The sequence below is a fragment of the Glycomyces buryatensis genome, assembly GCF_004912275.1.
Taxonomy (GTDB): Bacteria; Actinomycetota; Actinomycetes; order Mycobacteriales; family Micromonosporaceae; genus Glycomyces; species Glycomyces buryatensis.
Genome location: NZ_STGY01000009.1, coordinates 23,420 through 41,101, shown reverse-complemented (window position 1 = coordinate 41,101; position 17,682 = coordinate 23,420). Strand labels below are relative to the sequence as shown.

The 17,682-nt window shown below is 67.7% G+C and carries 15 protein-coding genes; 2 read left to right on the top strand and 13 right to left on the bottom strand.

The features are described 5' to 3' along the window. Positions 1 to 38: 38 nt before the first annotated feature. Entirely contained in the window at positions 39 to 413 is a 375-nt protein-coding gene (locus tag FAB82_RS03370; protein WP_136533138.1) for a nuclear transport factor 2 family protein, read from the bottom strand. A 118-nt stretch (positions 414 to 531) separates the two neighbouring features. Here FAB82_RS03370 and FAB82_RS03365 point away from each other — a divergent pair, with 118 nt between their 5' ends. Next, entirely contained in the window at positions 532 to 1,539 is a 1,008-nt protein-coding gene (locus FAB82_RS03365; RefSeq protein ID WP_136533137.1) for an RNA polymerase subunit sigma-70, read from the top strand. Positions 1,540 to 1,615: 76 nt separating this feature from the next. Here FAB82_RS03365 and FAB82_RS03360 read toward each other — a convergent pair whose 3' ends face one another. The 4 genes from FAB82_RS03360 to clpB form a co-directional block, all read right to left on the bottom strand. Beyond that, entirely contained in the window at positions 1,616 to 2,329 is a 714-nt protein-coding gene (locus FAB82_RS03360) for an Rv1352/Rv1906c domain-containing protein (protein ID WP_136533136.1), read from the bottom strand. Positions 2,330 to 2,759: 430 nt separating this feature from the next. Continuing rightward, positions 2,760 to 3,719 carry a bile acid:sodium symporter family protein gene (locus FAB82_RS03355; protein ID WP_136533135.1) on the bottom strand — a complete coding sequence of 320 codons (960 nt, stop codon included), beginning with the start codon at positions 3,717 to 3,719 and terminating at the stop codon, positions 2,760 to 2,762. 243 nt (positions 3,720 to 3,962) lie between these two features. Beyond that, positions 3,963 to 4,607, bottom strand: a complete 645-nt coding sequence (locus tag FAB82_RS03350; RefSeq protein WP_281276843.1) for an alpha/beta fold hydrolase — start codon at positions 4,605 to 4,607, stop codon at positions 3,963 to 3,965. Next, positions 4,576 to 7,176 carry an ATP-dependent chaperone ClpB gene (clpB, locus tag FAB82_RS03345; protein WP_136533133.1) on the bottom strand — a complete coding sequence of 867 codons (2,601 nt, stop codon included), beginning with the start codon at positions 7,174 to 7,176 and terminating at the stop codon, positions 4,576 to 4,578. Before clpB ends, FAB82_RS03350 begins: the two co-directional genes overlap by 32 nt. Positions 7,177 to 7,438: 262 nt before the next feature. On the opposite strand from clpB, the gene FAB82_RS03340 reads away from it, so the two are divergent. Beyond that, on the top strand, positions 7,439 to 7,807 hold the full coding sequence (locus FAB82_RS03340) for a hypothetical protein (RefSeq protein WP_136533132.1): 369 nt from the start codon (positions 7,439 to 7,441) through the stop codon (positions 7,805 to 7,807). Here FAB82_RS03340 and FAB82_RS03335 read toward each other — a convergent pair. The 8 genes from FAB82_RS03335 to FAB82_RS03295 all read right to left on the bottom strand — a co-directional run bounded on the left by FAB82_RS03335 (position 7,794) and on the right by FAB82_RS03295 (position 17,580). Beyond that, entirely contained in the window at positions 7,794 to 8,702 is a 909-nt protein-coding gene (locus FAB82_RS03335) for a hypothetical protein (RefSeq protein ID WP_136533131.1), read from the bottom strand. The two genes, FAB82_RS03340 and FAB82_RS03335, sit on opposite strands and share 14 nt — an antisense overlap. A 6-nt stretch (positions 8,703 to 8,708) precedes the next feature. Further along, on the bottom strand, positions 8,709 to 9,017 hold the full coding sequence (locus tag FAB82_RS03330; protein ID WP_136533130.1) for a hypothetical protein: 309 nt from the start codon (positions 9,015 to 9,017) through the stop codon (positions 8,709 to 8,711). Continuing rightward, entirely contained in the window at positions 9,017 to 9,754 is a 738-nt protein-coding gene (locus tag FAB82_RS03325; protein WP_136533129.1) for a hypothetical protein, read from the bottom strand. Before FAB82_RS03325 ends, FAB82_RS03330 begins: the two co-directional genes overlap by 1 nt. Before the next feature lie 122 nt (positions 9,755 to 9,876). After that, on the bottom strand, positions 9,877 to 10,437 hold the full coding sequence (locus tag FAB82_RS03320; RefSeq protein WP_136533128.1) for a hypothetical protein: 561 nt from the start codon (positions 10,435 to 10,437) through the stop codon (positions 9,877 to 9,879). A gap of 120 nt (positions 10,438 to 10,557) precedes the next feature. Next, the gene (locus FAB82_RS03315) at positions 10,558 to 10,797 is read right to left on the bottom strand and encodes a hypothetical protein (protein WP_136533127.1); all 240 of its coding nucleotides are present in this window, start codon (positions 10,795 to 10,797) and stop codon (positions 10,558 to 10,560) included. 380 nt (positions 10,798 to 11,177) lie between these two features. After that, on the bottom strand, positions 11,178 to 11,384 hold the full coding sequence (locus tag FAB82_RS03310) for a hypothetical protein (RefSeq protein WP_136533126.1): 207 nt from the start codon (positions 11,382 to 11,384) through the stop codon (positions 11,178 to 11,180). 287 nt (positions 11,385 to 11,671) lie between these two features. Beyond that, a complete protein-coding gene (locus tag FAB82_RS26850; RefSeq protein ID WP_168801395.1) occupies positions 11,672 to 12,391 on the bottom strand; it encodes a hypothetical protein in 720 nt (239 codons plus the stop codon). 275 nt (positions 12,392 to 12,666) lie between these two features. Continuing rightward, a complete protein-coding gene (locus FAB82_RS03295) occupies positions 12,667 to 17,580 on the bottom strand; it encodes a DNA repair ATPase (RefSeq protein WP_136533124.1) in 4,914 nt (1,637 codons plus the stop codon). Positions 17,581 to 17,682 lie beyond the last annotated feature (102 nt).

Below are 17,682 nucleotides of genomic sequence, written 5' to 3'. Positions count from 1 at the left end.
ATGGAGAATCCGCGCCCGGGGCCGATGATCGGTGGCCGTTATTCGATTCCGGCGGCCTTTCTCGCCTCTACTCCGGGGAGCTGATCGAATACCAAGCGCGCGTGCGTGATCTTTCTGTCCTGGATGGACATGTACTCCGCGGCCGGGCCGTTGGGGACCAGCGGCGTCTTCGTGACGTACATGATCAGCGCGGTTTCGTCGTCGCCGAATCCGGCGAGCAGCGTGGAGCCGATGAGGCGCTGCGCGAACGGTTCGAGGAAGGCGCGGAACGCCTGGACGCCCTCGAATCGTCCGAGCGGGGTCTCGCAGACGACGTCGTCGGCGAGATAGGTCATGGCCTTGTCGAAGTCGCCCTCGGTCCACTCCTTGTGGTAGGCGAGGGCGGTGTCCAGTGCCGTGCTTGTCGCGGTCATGTGTGAGTCCTTTGCTTCGTTGCGGTTCATGGGTATAGACACCGGCGCCGCGGCGAACGGAACGGTCGGGGCTTCGCGATCTGCGCGGATTGTCGGTGGGGTGTGCCAGCCTGGAAGCATGACCGAGACCGCGCTCGATCGCGCCCGGGCCGGAGACGAACCGGCCTTTCGCGAGCTCACCGAACCGCATCGGAGCGAACTGCGACTGCACTGCTACCGGATCCTCGGGTCGCTTGACGACGCCGAAGACCTGGTGCAGGAGACGATGGCCGCCGCCTGGAAGGGCATCGCCGGTTTCGAAGGCCGCGCCTCGATGCGGACCTGGCTGTACCGCATCGCGACCAATCGCTGCCTGAACGCCAAGCGCGACGCCGCCCGGCGCGCACCCGTTGCGTCGCCGGCGCCGTACCGCGTGCCGGAGGCGAACGGCCGCAATGAGGTGACCTGGTTGCAGCCCTACCCGGACACACTGCTGCAGCGGATCGCGGACGGCGCCCCTGGCCCCGAGGCGAGGTACGTCGGCAGGGAGGCGGTGGAGCTCGCATTCATCACCGGCCTCCAGATGCTGCCGCCCCGGCAGGCCGCCGCCCTCGTCCTGCGCGACGTGCTGGGCTTCCCGTCCGCCGAGGTGGCCGACATGATCGGCACCGGCGAGACCGCGCTCAAGGGCGTCCTGCAGCGCGCCCGCGCCTCACTCGACAAGCACCGGGCAGGCGAAGCGCCTCCGCCGCCGGGCTCCGACATCGATCGGGACCTGAGTCGCCGGTTCGCGGCCGCGTTCTGCGCCGGCGACATCGACGGCGTCGTCGAGCTGCTGACCGACGACGCGTGGCTGTCCATGCCTCCCACGCCAGAGACCTACCGCGGCCTGGAGGCCATCGTGGAGTTCCTGCACGCCGGCGCCGCCTGGCGCGGCGGACACGTCGTGCGCCTGGTTCCCACCAGGGCGAACGGCCAGCCCGCGTTCGGGTACTACCTGGCCGAGAACAATCGGACTCCCGCGCATTCGGCGGGACTGGTCGTCCTCACCCTCTCCGGCGACAGGATTCGCGCCGTCGAACGCTTCCTCTCACCGGGCCCGTTGCACCACTACCGATTGGAGGAGACGCTCGACGCAGCCCACTGAGTGTTCGCCGGTGGCGGTCAGCGTTGCACCGATGAGGGGTTGTAGGAGCGGTTCGAGGTACCCAATTGTGGTAGCGCTAGTCCCTGCTCCAGGTGCAGCCGCCGGAGAACTTGACGCCGGCGTCCGAGTCCTCGATGGTGATCCGGCCCTGGGCACCAGCGTCGATATTGTTGTTGGCGATGATCTCATCGATATCCATGCTGAAACCCGAGAGTCGCGCCACGTAGCAGGAGTCCACTGCGCCTTCGCCCTCGGCCTGAGTCACATAGGTTCCGGGCTGGATCTCGGATCCGACCTCCCAGACGCCATCGCCCGCACTGTCGCCGAGTTCGACGGCATTACTCTCGGAGGCGGCCTCCCACTCGCATCCGCCCGTAAATTCCACTCCGGCATCGTTCTCGGAAATGGTGACCCGACCGCGTGCGCCTTCCGAAAGGTTGTCGTTGGCGATGAGCTCATCGAATTCGCCGCTGAAGCCGGAGAGCCGCGCTACATAGCAGCTGTTGACCACACCGGTGTCGGGCACCGTCGTGACATAGGTTCCCGGCTCGACCTCGGATCCGACCTCCCAGATGCCGTCGCCGACACCGGCGGATTCGTCCGCCGACTCGGCACCGTCCGCTTCTGCGGTGTCGTCCGCGTCCTCTTCGGAGTTCTCAGGCCCGGTCTCGGCCAGCGTGGTTTCGGTCCGCGGGTCCTCCCCCTCTATTGACGCCACCTCTAGCTCCAATGTCGCGGCCGCGATCACCCCGAGGACCAGGCCCGCGATGCCGAGGCCCAGACCGGCCATTGCCGCTCGATTGTTCGTGGCCCGTCCGCTGTTGGCCCTTGTGATGCCGATGACCCCGAACACTATGGCCAGAATGCAAGCCACCCACCCGAGGCATCCGAGGACGGGGACCCATCCCACGACCGCACCCGATATGCCCAAGACCAGCGCCGCCGTACCCAGACCGTTCGCAGTTCCGGTCGGCGGAGTCGGAAATCCGGGCCCCTGAGGCGGGAACGGCGGATACGTCGGGGGCGTGCCCGAAAGCTGAGGAGCCTGCTCCGTCCCCGATGGTTCCTGTTGGGTGATATAGGGGTCGTACTCGGTCTGCCCTGATTGGTCAGAGGAGGAGTCGTTCGAGGAGGGGTCGTTCATCGCAGGCGCTCTCAGCCGCTCGAAGAAATGAGGGAGCCTCAGCGTAACCGAACAGTAATGACCAGTCAGCGAAGCGTCACTCGGGCTCGCCTCCCGAAGGCTCGGTCTCCTTGACCGGGCGGCGGGACCAGAAGGTCGCCACCAGGGCACCGGAGACGTTGTGCCAGATCGAGAAGATCGCGGCAGGGAGGGCGGCGGCCGGGGAGAAGTGGGTGGTCGCCAGCGCGGCGGCCAGGCCGGAGTTCTGCATGCCGACCTCGATGCTGATGGCGCGGCGGCCGGATTCGTCGATGCCGATCAGGCGGGCGGCGGCGTAGCCGAGGAGGAGGCCGAGGCCGTTGTGGAGGATGACGGCGAGGAAGAGGAGGAGGCCGCTGGTCAGGATCGTGTCCTTGCTGCCGCCGACGACGGCGGTGACCACCAGCAGGATGCCCGCGACGGACACCAGCGGGAGGATCGGCAGGATGCGCTCGACCAGTTTGGAGAGGAAGCGGCGCACGACGAGGCCGAGCAGGACCGGGATGAGCACGACCTGGGCGATCGAGGTCATGAGTCCGGCGGTGTCGACGGGGAGTTCGGAGCCGGCCAGCCACAGCACCAGCAGCGGGGTGAGCAGCGGCGCCAGCAGCGTCGACACCGAGGTCATCGCGACCGAAAGGGCCACATCGCCTTTGGCGAGGTAGACGACCACGTTGGAGGCTGTGCCTCCGGGGGCGGATCCGACCAGGACCATGCCGGCCAGGAGGACGCCGGTGAGGCCGAAGACTTGGCCGATGCCCCAGCCGAGGAGGGGCATGAGCAGGAATTGGGCGATGACGCCGACGACGACGGCGAGGGGGTGGCGCGCGACCACCGCGAAGTCGACGGGGCGCAGGGTCAGGCCCATACCGAACATGATGATGCCGAGGGCGGGCGTGATGGCCGGGGCGAGCGAGGCGGCCTGCGACGGGGCGAGCAGGCCGATCGCGGCGCCCGCGAGCACGAAGACCGCGAGCCAGCGTCCGACGAAATCGGCGACTTTACGCACTTGTTCCACGAGCGCAGCCTATGGGACCGGATCGGCCGTCCCACGATGAGGTGAGTGGTTCTCAAATATCGGAAGGATGGTTTGGTGGTGATCGTGGGATGCCTTGGGCGCGAGGGTGAGTGTTGCTCACGTGCATCGCGTCCCCCGGTTTCAACGGTGCCCGGCGGGTACGACGCCCCGGTGATTTTCGCGAGGATGGCTTGCGTCAGGTGCGTCCCCCGGCTTCAACAGTGCCCTTCGGGTGTGACGTTTCTAGTGGACCGAGGTCAACCAGGTGTGCAGGGCCGTCGCGAGTTCGACCGGTGCGTCGAGTTGGATTAGGTGGCCCGCGTCCGGGATCAGGCGGAGGCTCGCCCCCGGGATCGCCGCGGCCAGGCGGTGCGCCCGGTCGACGGGAATCCAGGTGTCGTCCTCGCCCCACAGCACCGCGACCGGCAGATCGAGCTCGCCGTAGCGCGGCTCGACCTCGTCCGTGAACCGCTGGTCGGCCTGGGCGATCTGGCGGTAGAAGGCCGCCTGCCCTTCCGGGCTCAGCCATGGCGTGACCAGCATGTCCTCCTGGGCCGGGGTCAGGCCCCGGTGGGAGGCGCTGCCGACGTAGGCCCGGACCGCGGCCTCGTGGATATGCGCCGGCAGCCGGGTGAACACGTCGGCGTTCTCGGCGACCAGACGGAAGAACTCGGATCCCCACGGCGCCAGCGCGACCACGTCTACCAGCGCCAGCGAGGCGTAGGACGCTCCGTGCAGCAGGTGCGCCCGCAGCGAGACCGCGCCGCCGTAGTCGTGGGCGATCACGTGCGGGCGCTCGGCGATCGGTGCGATCGCGCTCCGATGGTGGTGGGCTTCTCCCTCGGACCGGTCGCGTTCAGCCGCGGGTGACGCTGAGCTTGTCGCCACGGTCGCCGTCGGTGACTCCGACGTGGACGGTGTCGCCGTCGATGATCTTGCCTTCCAGCAGATCTCGCGCCAGCGGATCGGAGATCGAGGTCTGGATGAGCCTCCGCAGGTGCCGGGCGCCGAAGGCGGGGTCGAATCCGCGTTCGGCCAGCCAGGACTTCGCCTCGGCGCTCGGGTCCAACCTGAGCCGGCGGTGCTCCATGCGCCGTTCCAGAAGGCCCAGCTGCACCTCCACGATCGATTTCAGATCGTCCAGTTCCAAGGAGCGGAAGGTGACGATGTCGTCGAGCCGGTTCAGGAACTCGGGCTTGAAGTGACCGCGAATCGCGCCCATGACCTCGGCCCGCTTGGACTCCTGGCTGAGGGTCGGGTTGATCAGGGCCTGCGCGCCGAGGTTCGAGGTCATGATCAGGATGACGTTGCGGAAGTCGACCGTCCGGCCCTGGCCGTCGGTCAGCCGTCCGTCGTCGAGCACCTGCAGCAGCGAGTCGAAGACCTGCGGGTGGGCCTTCTCGACCTCGTCGAGGAGCACCACGGAGTAGGGGCGGCGCCTGACCGGTTCGGTGAGCTGGCCGCCTTCCTCGTAGCCAACGTACCCGGGCGGCGCGCCGAAGAGGCGTGCCACCGAGTGATGCTCGGTGTACTCCCCCATGTCGATCCGGACCATCGCTCGCTCATCGTCGAACATGAACTCCGCCAAGGCCTTTGCGAGTTCGGTCTTGCCGACGCCCGTGGGGCCCGCGAAGATGAACGAGCCGGTGGGGCGGTTGGGGTCGGACAGTCCCGCGCGGGCGCGGCGCAGCGCGTCCGCCACGACCGTGACCGCCTCGTCCTGTCCGACCACTCGCTTCCGGAGCAGCTGCTCGGCGTTGAGGAGCTTCTGCGTCTCGGACTCCTGGAGGCGTCCGGCCGGAATGCCGGTCCATGCCGCGACCACGTCCGCGATCTCGTCGGCGTCGATCGCCTCCTTGAGCATGGCGCTCGCGGGCTCGATGTCGGCCAGCTGGGCTTCGGCCGTCGTGAGCTGCTGCTCCAGCTCGGGGATGCGGCCGTAGCGCAGCTGCGCGGCCTTTTCGAGGTCGTATTCGCGTTCGGCGCGTTCGGCCTGGGTGCGCAGGTCGTCCAGTTCCTCTTTGAGGTCGGAGACCTTCCCGATGCGGTTCTTCTCGGACTCCCATTGGCGGGAAAGTGATGCGAGTTTCTCGCGGTCGTCGGCGAGTTCGCGTTGGAGGGCCGCGAGGCGTTCGGCGGAGGCTGGGTCGCCGGTCTCGTTCTGGAGCGCGGTCTCCTCGATCTCCAAGCGGCGCACCGCGCGCTCGACCTGGTCGACCTCCTCGGGGCGCGAGTCGATCTCCATGCGCAACCGGCTGGTCGCCTCGTCGACCAGGTCGATGGCCTTGTCGGGAAGGCGCCGTTCGGGAATGTACCGGGCCGACAGCTGCGCGGCCGCGACGAGCGCGCCATCGGTGATTCGGACGCCGTGGTGGACCTCGTAGCGCTCCTTGAGTCCGCGCAGGATCGCGACGGAGTCCTCGATGGATGGCTCGCCGACGTAGACCTGCTGGAAGCGGCGGGCCAGCGCGGCGTCCTTCTCGATGTGCTCGCGGTACTCGTTGAGGGTGGTCGCGCCGATCATGTGAAGTTCACCGCGCGCGAGAGCGGGTTTGAGCATGTTGGAGGCGTCGAGCGAGCCTTCGCTCTTGCCGGCGCCGACCATGGTGTGCAGTTCGTCGATGAACGGGATGATCTCGCCGTCGGAGGACTTGATCTCCTCCAGGACGGCCTTGAAACGCTCCTCGAACTGGCCGCGGTACTGGGCTCCGGCGATCATGCTGGCGAGGTCGAGGAGCATGACGCGGCGGTCGCGCAGCGATTCGGGGACGTCGCCGGCGACGATGCGCTGCGCAAGTCCCTCCACAATGGCGGTCTTGCCGACGCCGGGTTCGCCGATGAGGACGGGGTTGTTCTTGGTGCGGCGGGACAGAACCTGAATGACGCGGCGGATCTCGGTGTCGCGGCCGATGACGGGGTCGACCTTGCCGGAGCGGGCGGTCTCGGTGAGGTCGACGCCGTATTTCTCCAGTGCCTTGTAGCCCTCTTCGGGGTCGGCCGAGGAGATCTTGCGGTCGCCGCCGCGCAGGGTGGGGAAGGCGCTGATGAGCTTCTTCTCGGTGGCGCCCTGTTCGGACAGGTAGGTGCCGGCCTCGCCGCCGGCCTGGACGAGTCCGGTGATGAGGTGCTCGGTGGAGACGTACTCGTCGCCGTATTCGGTGGCGATCTGGTCGGCGACGTTGATGGCGCGCAGCGATTCTCGGCCCATCGAGGGTTCGGTGACGGAGGCCCCGGAGGCGGACGGCAGCTCGTCGATCCGCCGCTCGGTCTCGGTCGACACGGTTCCGGGCGTGACTCCGACGAGCTGGAGCAGGCCGGGCGCGGTGGAGCCGTCGACGGTGAGGAGCGCGTCCAGCAGATGCCAGGGCTCGACTGACGGGTTGCCGCCTGCGGCGGCGGTCCTGGCCGCCTGGGAGATGACTTCGCGGCTCTTAGTGGTCAAGCGGTTGACGTCCACGGGTCTGTCTGCCTTCCTTGCACGGTCGCGAAGCCTGAGTCTACCCGACTCAACTTTGCTCCGGCGAGCCGTTGGGATTCGCCCATAGCGTAAGGCTTGCACCCGGGAAGCGCCGAACCTTCGATGCCCGCGCGCATGGCGTCACCCCGATCGGGCATTCGGTTCGTCAGTGCCCAAGGGGGGCAACCGGGACTGCTCGCGGCCCGGCTCCGACGTATAGCCTGGGGCCGGGTTCAGACCATGGACCCGAGGAAGGATCGCGATGCTGCCGGGAATCTTCGAGGACCCAGCGGGCGTGCCGCGCACCCTGTTCTGGGCAGCCTCCGGCCTCTACCTGCTGTTCCTGGTCGTCACCGCGCTCGCGCTGCGGAGCAACCTGCGCCGGGCGAAGCGGGACGAGGGCCTGGCGGTCCGAGTGCGGCGCTCCGTCAAGGCCGCCACCACGGCGGCCGCGATCGGAGCCGCGGTAGCGGTCGCCGGGTGGTTCCCGCTCCAGGCCGCGTTCGCCGCATGGAACTGGCCCTACGCGTTCAGCGCCTACCTGTGGTGGACGCTGCCGCTCGGCGCCGGCGCGGCGGCGGTCTGGGCGGTCATGATCCGCTCCAGGCCAAGGCCGGTCACGTCCAGCTGAGCTCCTCGTCGGTGGGATCGCGGTAGTCCTCCGGGATGTCCTCGTTCCCGTCGTAGTACTCCGAGGCGAGCGAGTCGACGATGCCGAAGCCGCCCTGGGAATTGACGCCGTGCTTGAACCCCTCCGCGGCTCCGGTCGTGGCATGACGCCCGCCGGGCGTCATGAGGAGCGCGCGCTCGGCGAAGGTACCGAGGCCGAGCAGCTGGTTCGTCAGGCTCCCCTTGGCGATCTCCTCGATGGTGACCGGGTTGCCCTTCGAGTCCTGGTAGGCGAAGGTGATGACCGAGATCAGCGCGGTCAGGGCGGCGCACCCGCTCGAGATCGAGAACATGACCGCCTCGAAGCTCTTGACGGTCGCCACCAGTGACGTGGCGACGACCAGGCAACTCGCGCGGATCGCCTCGGCGCCCACGGCGGTGATGACCCCGGCGTAGGCCGCGATGTACGCGACCAGGAAGGCGTCCATGACCAGGGTGACGGCCAGCAGGAACGCCCAGTACACCGTCAGCGCGATGCCGAGCGCGATGAGCTGCGCGGCGATCAGGAACGCGGCGATCGCGAGCTCCTTGAGCTGCGACTGGACGTTGTCGGAGTTTCCCTTGAACGCCTCGGCGTCGCTGCCCTTCCAGTTCTCGTCGGTGACCCGCTCGGTCTGCGCGGCCAGCGCCTCGGCGGCCTCGGTGTTCTTCTCGGAGAGGACGATCCAGGCCCCCGCGGCCTTGAACATGTCTCCGGGATTGCACTGGTTCAGGTAGATGCTGGTGGCCAGCGCCTGCACCGAGAGCCCGAAGGCGATGGCGGGCGGCATGATGGCGACGGCGCAGCTGGAGATGATGCCGTCGTAGTACGGCGACATGGCGTCGCCGGAGTCGAAGATGTCTTGTCCCATGGACATTGCGGTCTACCCCTCCCCGCCGAGGGCACTGGCGACCGTGCCGTCGATGTCCCGGTAGTCGGCCGCGCAGCCCGCGATGGCGTCGTTCATCTCCTTGAAGCACTCGGCGGCGCCGGCCATGGACTCGGTCACCGTCGTCACCGCCATCGTGTAGGAGGCGGCCATCGGGAGGGTGACGGCGGTGTAGAGGCCCCGGTCGAGGGAGCGCAGTTCGGGCAGCATGTCGCTGGCCTCTTCGAGGATCGGGGCGACCTCTCTCTCTATGTCGGGGCCGAGTTGCTCCACGAACTCGGTGTCGCACACGATCTGACCCATTAGTGGCCTGCCTTTCGTTTGAGGGATTCGGTCTTCTGGACGATGTCGTCGAGCATCGACTGGCCGAGACGGCCGGCGCGCTCGCCTTCGGCGGGAGCCTGGTCCATGGTCTCGGCGACGCCTTCGGGCAGGTCGGCCCTGAGGCTCTCGTCGGATTGCTTCCGCAGGTCCGAGCGGGCCTGCTTCAGCAGGGAAGTCAGTGCCTGCCCGAGTCCTTCGACGCCGCGCTGGCGTGCCGCGGCGTCGATCTGGAGGTTCGCGATGACGCGCTCGGAGGAGGTGACGATCCCCAGGTCGCCTTCGTCCGACCAGGCGACGGCTTCGAGGACCTGGTCGGGTTCGGGCGTCGCGGACTGGCTCTGCCGCATGCTGTCGACGGTCGATCCGAGCATGGCGGCCAAGGCCTTGTCGTGCTCGCCGGACCGGATCGGCGGAGTGTCGGGTTCGGCGATGCCGAGGCGGCGTCGCATCGCGGCATTGAAGGCCTCGAATCCGCCCGACGCCAGGGTCTGCTGGAAATCGGCGATGGAGTCGGCGGCCGACGCGATGGCATCGCGGCCCTCGGCAGTGGGATTCGGCAAATGGTCGGCGGTTTCAACGATGAGACGCGCGAGTTCCTTGGGCGACAGGCGGAACCCCGTCGGGGCCACTTCGATGGTGACTCCGCCGTCGTCCGCGAGCCGGAGCGTCACGTGCTCGTCATCATCAGTAAGCGTCTGATCTGCGATTTCGTCCACCCGCCACCTTCTTCCTCACTTGTGCGGCTGGACCCAAGTTAACTCGACGACACCAGTTTAGGAAGGGGCCCCCGTGAGGTAGGAACGCCCTTTGAGTCGGAAATGGGAGTGCGCCGGATCAATCACCGATCGGCCGCCAGCTCCTCCGCTGACACACCCGCATTCAACCGCTCTCTCCTCCACAGCTTGATCAGGATACGGAAGGACAACTCGGCGGCAGTGAAATCCCATCGGTGGTCGCGGATGCTGGTGCGTCTGCCGTCTTTCATCAGGAAGACCAGCCATCGCCCCTCCTCCTTGACAAGGCACCAGGCATTGTCCCTGACTTCACCGATACTGAAATGGGCCGTGCCCACACCCAGCGACCGGATCTGCTCCTCGACCGGGACTCGCTCCTCTGCAAAGTACTCAACCAGGGACGGGTTCCCTTTGCCGCCGTCCGCATCGGCTCGGAACAACTCATCGGTGAGCAAGCGGTGCACGTATTCACACGCCTCGTACTCATCGCTGAACCGGCCCACGGTCGTCATGTGGCCTTCATATTTAGGGCAGACCACCCACGAATCGCCAGCCTGCAAGACGCAGATGGAGTCCCGGCGCGCGACCCCGATCGAGTAGTGAGCGCTGCCGTACCCGCTTCTGGCCAAGCGAGCGGGCAGTTCAGAAATGGAAATGGCGGCCATATTCGGCACTCCCAGGGGTAGCGGTTCAGAACCGACGATGTTCGAATGTGGGGGTGCCCAGCATGGATTGTCGGTGCAAGTCCTCGAAGGGATCAGATCGAGCGACGGGACATCGGGCTGTTACCTGCCCATGACAGTGTCGTCATTCAGGACCCAATTGAGCAGTTCGCAGCACGCCTCATCCTCCGTATCGAACACCACCTCGTCGTTGCGGTTGCCCTTCTCCGAGTAGTACACGGCCCAACCGTTATCTCGCCGCTCCAGGGTGTAGGCCTCATTCGGCCGCCCACCTTCGAGCCAGTAGGCGTCCTCGTCCACTCCAGCGGACTCCAACGCGGCCTTGAGTTCCTGCTTGTTCATATAGCGAGCTCTGCCGATTTCCTTGGCGGACAGTGAGCGTGCAGTTCAGCGATGACGCGAGGGGTCATGTCTGTCTCCTTCCAGAACAGCAAAGCACCAACGACCGCCGTTTCGCAAAGAATTAGGTGGTCACGATGCGTTCGCTAGTGGTCTCGAGCGAGGTTGCTCAGGTTGAGGCCGAATCGCTCGTATTGTGCGCGTTGCGATTCGAAGCGTTGGACGATGTAGCGAGCCGCGTCTTCTTCGGAGATCGGCTTGTATGGTCTCGGAGTACTTCACCGTGTGGGACATGATCTCACCGGCCGTCGACATGACTTTGGTACCGAGCTGGGTGAACTTGGACGGGTCAGCATCGAGGCACTGCTGGAATGTCGGCATCGTCAGGCTCCGCCACTGATGCGCGGCACCTTGAAGGAGGACAGTTTCGTTCCGATGTCCTCGAATTTGGACTTGATGTCATTGTCCACGTCGTCCCAATCCTTGGCACAATCCTTGATCGCGTCGGCCTCGAAGTCGATGTACTCCTTGTAGTGCTTCATCGCTCCTTCGACTTCTTCGGCCAGGCTCTCGCCGGCCTCCCCGGTCATGAAGCCACGATTGGCCTGATCCGCCTGGCTCGCTTCGCGTTTGAGGTCGTTGGGAATCTGCGTCGCATCGGGCGCGTGCGAGCGCAGCTTCTACGAAGCCGACCGCAACGAATCAGGGTCGACATTGATCTGAGGGGGCACTCATTACCTCCAGGGGGAAGGCCAAGAATGTATTTCCCATCGTAATGGAAAGGTGCTACGGCCTCAATCATCGACCGAGCGTTACCCATGGAACAGAAAGGGGTCCCCGTGCCAGTTGACACGGGGACCCCTTCTTGGTACTGGTGTTACTTTCTGGCTCCGGTCATTCCGAAGAGCGACTTGAGCTTGTCCAGGAAGGTGGGCTTGGACGAATTCTTGGACTTGCCGTCGGATTCGATCTCCGGGGCCTCGGCTTGGGAGGGGACCGCCTTCTCGGGGTCGTCCGCTTCTGCCTCGGGCTCGTCGATCGCTTCGGCGACGGGGGCCGGCTCGGTGTCGGCGGCGGGTTCGTCGTCGGCGGTGACGTCGGCGTGGCCGTCGTACTCCGCTTCGGCCTCAACAACGGGCTCGAGTTCGGGCTCGGTCACCGGATCCACGGCGTCCTCGGGCTCGGCCGCTTCGGCAACCGGCTCGACTTCAACTTCGGGCTCGGCCGGGGCTTCGGGCTCGGCCTCCGCGACCGGTTCCGGGTCGGCTTCCGGCTCGGCTTCCGGTTCCAGGGCCTCGGCGACCGTCTCGGGCTCCGCCTCGACCGCGGCTTCCTCGGTCTCGTCCTCTGCACCGGCGGCCAGCAGGGCCTGGAACTCCGCGACGGTCAGCACCGGGACCCCGGCTTCCTCGGCCTTCTTCACGCGGGCCTCGGTGGGCTTGACGGTGTCGTCGGCGACCAGGTGCGTCACGGTCTTGGTGAACTTCGCGGCCAGAGCGACGTCGGCGTCGGACTGGGCGACAGCCCGGACCAACTCGGCGTCCGGACCGGTGCCCAACACGATGATCCGGATCTTTTCTCCCGTCTTAGTCGGCACGGGGACCTCCCTATTCGATGGTTAGCGGCTTCAGGGGCAAGGCGGTCAGGGGGTGGCTGGTGGTGCCGGGCGAGACTGGATCCGAGTCCATTTGTTCGCTCGCAAGGCGGAAGGGCTTCCAGATCCCGGTGTTGGATCTGGAAGCCCGACAACGCAGCGAGCGGGCAAATGGGCCGGATCCAGACCGTCCGGCACCACCAGCCACCCCCTGAACCGCGACAAGCTTTCCTGAGAGCGTACAAGGTGGTCAGCCGGGCTTTGTCTAGCGGAGCAGATTAATTCGGGCTCCTTTGTTGCAGGGCGGTTTCGATCCCACCCACGCGGTCGGACAGCAAGGTGATGGCCCCGACGGCTCTCGACATTGGATCGTCGTTGCCCCCGCCGAGCGTCTGCTCGCGCCGGAAGGCGTCCTTGACCGCCTGCCACCGGGCCGCCTGCGTCTCGTTCAGGCGCCCCCGAAGCTCGGCGAGTTTCAGCAGATTCGCCTCCGCGCCGGAGGCGAGCGTCTGCGCCTCGCCCGCGTAGTGGTCGTCGATGACCGCTTCGAGCTCCGCGTCATTCATCACCGGAACCACCCGTTCGGTGAGCCGGTTCATGTTCCGGTAGGAGCCCTGGAGCAGGAACGGAGGCTCGACGCGCGCGGCATTGTCGGTCGCGGCCGACGCGATGTAGGCGAGGTTGTTGCCCAACACGGTCTTCTGGACGTGGATGAGCTTGCGCAGCACCGACAGGATCTGCTCGAGATCCCCGCCCGCGTAGGCGTGTCGCAGGTTCTCCGGGTTCGCGGTCGGGTCGCCGGCGGCGAGCCGGATGAGCAGCGCGACGTCGGCCCGCTCACGCCCGGCCAGCGGCGCGGTCACCTTGTTCGAGGTCAGGGCGTTCTCGATGTAGGACAGGGCGAAGACCTCGTCCCGTCCGGACAGGACGTCACCGAGGTTCCACACGTCGGCGCGGTTCGCGAGCATGTCGGGGATGCGGAACTTCTGGCCCGCCTCGGTGTACGGGTTGCCCGCCATGCACACCGCGAAGCGCTTCCCGCGCAGGTCGTAGGTGCGGGTGCGCCCGTTCCACACGCCCTCCATCTTGCGCTGCGCGTCGCACAACGAGATGAACTTCTGGAGCAGCTCGGGGTTGGTGTGCTGGATGTCGTCCAGGTAGAGCAGGACGTTATTGCCGCATTCGAGCGCGAAGTTGATCTTCTCGACCTCTTGGCGCGCCGTGGCGTTGGGCGCGTCGTCCGGGTCGACCGACACCGTCTCGTGTCCCAGCGCCGGCCCGTTGACCTTGACCAGGAGCATCCCGAGCCGCTCGGCGACGTATTCCATGAGCGTGGTCTTGCCGTAGCCGGGCGGGGAGATGAGCATGAGCATCCCCGACTGGTCGGTACGCCGCGCGTCGCCCGAGCCGGCGCCGATCTGCTTGGCCAGGTTCGATCCGATGAGCGGCAGGTAGACCTCGTCGATGAGCTGGTTGCGGACGAAGCCGCTCATCACCTTGGGCCGGAACTCGTCCACGCGCAGGCGGGACCGGTGCGCGGCGATGATCTCGGCCCGCCGCGCCTGGTAGGCCCGGTAGCCCGGGACGGTGACGCGGCGGAAGCGGGTGGTGCGGGCCAGGAACTCGTCGAGTCGCAGGGGCAGCACGCGGCTCTCGACCCGCTTGTGCGTGCCGAGCAGGCCGGTGATCTCGGTCGTGAGGTCGGCGGTGACGTCGTAGGTGGGGACGTCGGCGAGCAGCAGCGCCAGGGCCTCGGGCAGGTCGGCGGCCTCGAACTTCTCCGAATCCGCCTGGGCGAGGTACGACTCGACCCAGACGCCGGCGAGTGCCCACTGCCCGGCCAGGTCGCCCTCGATCGAGCGCAGGTCGTCGTCGAAGGCCTGCTTGGAGCCGGGCCCGATGTGCCGGTCGAATCCGGCGACGAGGTCGCGGGCGCGCAGCGACGCGGCGAAGCCGTCGGTGGAGGTGGCGAGCTCCTCGACCAGGTACTCCCCGGCCAGGGCCGAGTCGACTTCCAATGCGGGGCAGGCGGATTCGAGCCACTGGCCCAACTTGTCGGCTGCCTCGGCCGCGAGCCGTTCGAGCGCATCGGCCCGGCCGAAGGTCGTGCGGACCCGGTGCAGCGAGCGCGCCTGCGAGGCGAAAGCGGCCTGCTCGTCCTTTGGTGAGCCGTGTCCCCAGTAGAGCTGGGCGGCGGCGCGCTCGGCGGCTCGGTAGCGGAGCGTCCCGGCGGCGGCGGCGAGCCGCAACACCTCGGCGAGGATCGCGGCGGCGTCGGTGTCGTGGACGCCGCGCTCGTAACCCTCGTCGTAGCGTTCGGCCGCGGCGGCCGAGATGAACTTCGGCAGGTCCTCGGCCAGGAGCTTCGCGGCGCCGTGCTCGGCGAGCAGCGAGGCGGCCAGGTGCTCGGAGCGGTAGATGTCGGGGCTCTCGGACGCGAGGAACTGGGTCCAGTACGGCTTGGTGTCGGTGAAGGCCGGGTCGTCCACGATGTGGCGGTAGTCGGTACCCGTCAAGGAGAACGCGAGCGCGTCACCGGAGGGCACCAGCGTCAGATCGAGCGGCTGGGTGTTGACCGGGATGCGGTGCTCGCCGAACTTGATGGCGTCGCCGTCGAACAGGTCGAGCTGGTCGCGCAGGGCACGTCCGGCCTCGGAACGGGCCGCGGCGATGCGGCCCTCGATCTCCTCGGCGCGGACGGTGTCGTCCAGGCCGCGGAGTTCGGCAATGACCTTGCGCAGCCGCTCGACCATCGGGTCGGTCGCGAAGTACGTATTGACCTCGTCCAGCGAGGACAGCGCGGCGGTGCGGCGGGCGACGGCCTCCAGGATGCGGTCGGCCGACGCGGCCAGCTGCTCCGCCCGGCGCGCCGCCTCGTCGAGGAGGTTCTGCTTGCGGGAGGAGAAGGCCTCGTAGACGTCGGTCCGCTTGTCGGCCAGCTGAGTCAGGAAGTCGTCGAAGTCGGCGAAGCGGGTTTCGAGGTTCTCGACATTGAGCAGCAGGCGGCCCAGCTGCTCGTCGCAGGCGGCGGGCGTCGCGGCGGCGGCGAGCGCGGCGGTGACGGCCTGCCCGAGCAGCGCGAACTCGGCGGCGAACTCGGCGCGGCCCTCCCCGATGGAGAGTTCGCGGCGCCGCGCGGCGAGCGTGGCGCGGGTGCGGTTGACGGCGGCCAGGACCTCGGAGACGCGCCCGAGGATCGCGGTGCGGACGGTCGCGTCGCCGATCTCCAGCGTGGCGACGACCTCGGTGAGGGTCTCCAGTCCGTGCTGGCGCGCGTCGAGGTTCTCGACCAGGGGCGTCGAATCGGCGACGGTCTCGATCCGTTCGGCCTTGCCTTCGAGCGCTTCGACTTCGGCGAAGTAGGGCGCGAAGGCGTCGTCGCGCTCCAGGAAGGCGACGGCGCGGCGGCCGGTGGCGTCGAGGATCTCGGACAGGTCGGCGTCGAGTGAGTCGATGCGCTCGGTGTCGATGTAGCGGACGTCGCGCAACGTGACCAGGTGGCCCTGGGCGCCGCGCAGGTCGGTGAGGAGGACGACCCATTCCTCGGCGGACTTGGGGGCCTCGCCGCGGGCGCGCCGCAGCAGCTTGACGGTGTCGGTCTCGGCCTGCGCCAAGGACTTCCCGGCCTCGGCGGTGAGCTCGGAGACCGTGGCGTACTCATCCAGGACGGACTCTGCGGTCTGCTTGACCGAGCGCAGCGTCTCGTCGAGCGAGTACAGGCCCTCGTCGCCGAGCCAGGGGAAGTCGTCCAGGCAGCGGGTCGCGGAGGCGATGAGCGCCTCGAACACGGCCTGCGCGGGTTCCATCTCGCGGACCAGTCGCGCCACCGACAGGGCGTCGGAGACGGCGCGGACGGCCTCGGCGTTGCCGATGCGGTGGACGGGCGTGTCGCCGGTTTCAGTGGCGGCGGCGTGCGCCTCGGACACGAACGGCGTGGCCCACACCTGCATCGGGTGGACGCGAGTGGCCTCCTCGCCGCTGAAGCGGAAAGCCACCAGCGTGCCGTCGTCGAACAGCGAGTAGCCGTGGACGCTCATCGGCGCCGCGACTTCCTTGCGAATGACGTTGTAGGGCAACAAGAGTGAGCGTCCGTCGACCTCGTGGTAGAAGACGAAGAGGACGTCCTCGCCATTGGGCGAGCGGACGGTCCGCAGGAACTTCAGGTCGGCGATGTCCTGGTCGAAGGTCTTGAGCCTGCCCTCGTTGAGGTAGTAGCCGCCGGGGAAGATCAGGCCGTGGTCCTCGGGCAGGCGCCGGCACGCCGCGCCGATCGCGTCGGCGCGCACCACGTCGCCGGTCCGCGTGTTGTAGATCAGGTGGCGGGTCTGAGTCTCCTTGTAGGGCAGGATCCTCAGCACGATGAGCGGCCCGACGCGGGCATAGGCGATGTCGGCGTCGGCGAGCGACTGGAGGGGCTCCGCGACGGGCTCGGAGAAGATGCCCTCGCCGGACTCGGTGTTGTCCTCGACCTTGACGGTGAGGTTGCCGCCGGTGCACTCCACGAAGATCTCGTCCTCGATGGACACGTGCGGGTGGCGGCCGGTGACGTGCTGGTCGCGGGTGGTCTCGGTCCACTCGAAGTCGTGCGGGGCCGGCCAGACGTGGTCGGTGTCGCCGCGCGCGTCCAGGTACTCGGCGGTGCCGTCGGGACGGACCTGCCAGCGCATGACCCGCTGGTCGGCGAGGTTCTCGCCGATGCGGAAGACCGCCAGCAGGCGGGTGTCGACCTGCCGCATCTGGAGCAGCTCGGTCGACTTGTAGTAGCGGTACATCTCGGTGAAGTCGGCGACGAAGCGCCCGTCGCCGATCAGCGTGTCGGCGGCCTCGACCTCATTGAGCTCGAAATTCGCTCCGTCCCTCTCGAACCGGTGGACGGCGAAGACGTCGCCGGGGTCGGTCTGGGACTTGAGTCCCATATGGACGTTGTAGCCGAAGAGGAGGTGCCCGCCGACGTGCACCATGTCGCGCGGCACGCAGTTGTTGGCGGTGCGGATACGGGTCGAACCGAGCAGGCTCAGCTCGGTGGAGCCGAAGGCGTCGGTGCGGGCGCGGTTGAGCGCCTCGGCCCGCTCGGTGAGCTCGGTGGCGAAGTCGGCGAGGCGCTTGGACAGGACCTCGTAAGTGCCGGCGTCCAGGGCGGTCTCGGTGGCGGCCTCGGCGGCGGCGGTGGTCTCGGCTTGCTCTGCGGCCATGGTGATCCTCTTACAGCGACGGCGTGGGGGGTGTTCGGCAGCCCCCGGGGGGCGGAACGGACGCCGGGGAGCGGGACAGGTGTCCCGCTCCCCGGCCCGGTA

Coding starts and splice junctions, on each gene's coding strand:
- FAB82_RS03330 (WP_136533130.1), bottom strand. CDS start 9,017: ATGGGTCAGATCGTGTGCGACACCGAGTTCGTGGAGCAACTCGGCCCC.
- FAB82_RS03335 (WP_136533131.1), bottom strand. CDS start 8,702: ATGTCCATGGGACAAGACATCTTCGACTCCGGCGACGCCATGTCGCCG.
- FAB82_RS03310 (WP_136533126.1), bottom strand. CDS start 11,384: ATGACCGGGGAGGCCGGCGAGAGCCTGGCCGAAGAAGTCGAAGGAGCG.
- FAB82_RS03360 (WP_136533136.1), bottom strand. CDS start 2,329: ATGGCCGGTCTGGGCCTCGGCATCGCGGGCCTGGTCCTCGGGGTGATC.
- FAB82_RS03370 (WP_136533138.1), bottom strand. CDS start 413: ATGACCGCGACAAGCACGGCACTGGACACCGCCCTCGCCTACCACAAG.
- FAB82_RS03340 (WP_136533132.1), top strand. CDS start 7,439: ATGCTGCCGGGAATCTTCGAGGACCCAGCGGGCGTGCCGCGCACCCTG.
- FAB82_RS03295 (WP_136533124.1), bottom strand. CDS start 17,580: ATGGCCGCAGAGCAAGCCGAGACCACCGCCGCCGCCGAGGCCGCCACC.
- FAB82_RS03315 (WP_136533127.1), bottom strand. CDS start 10,797: ATGAACAAGCAGGAACTCAAGGCCGCGTTGGAGTCCGCTGGAGTGGAC.
- FAB82_RS03320 (WP_136533128.1), bottom strand. CDS start 10,437: ATGGCCGCCATTTCCATTTCTGAACTGCCCGCTCGCTTGGCCAGAAGC.
- FAB82_RS03365 (WP_136533137.1), top strand. CDS start 532: ATGACCGAGACCGCGCTCGATCGCGCCCGGGCCGGAGACGAACCGGCC.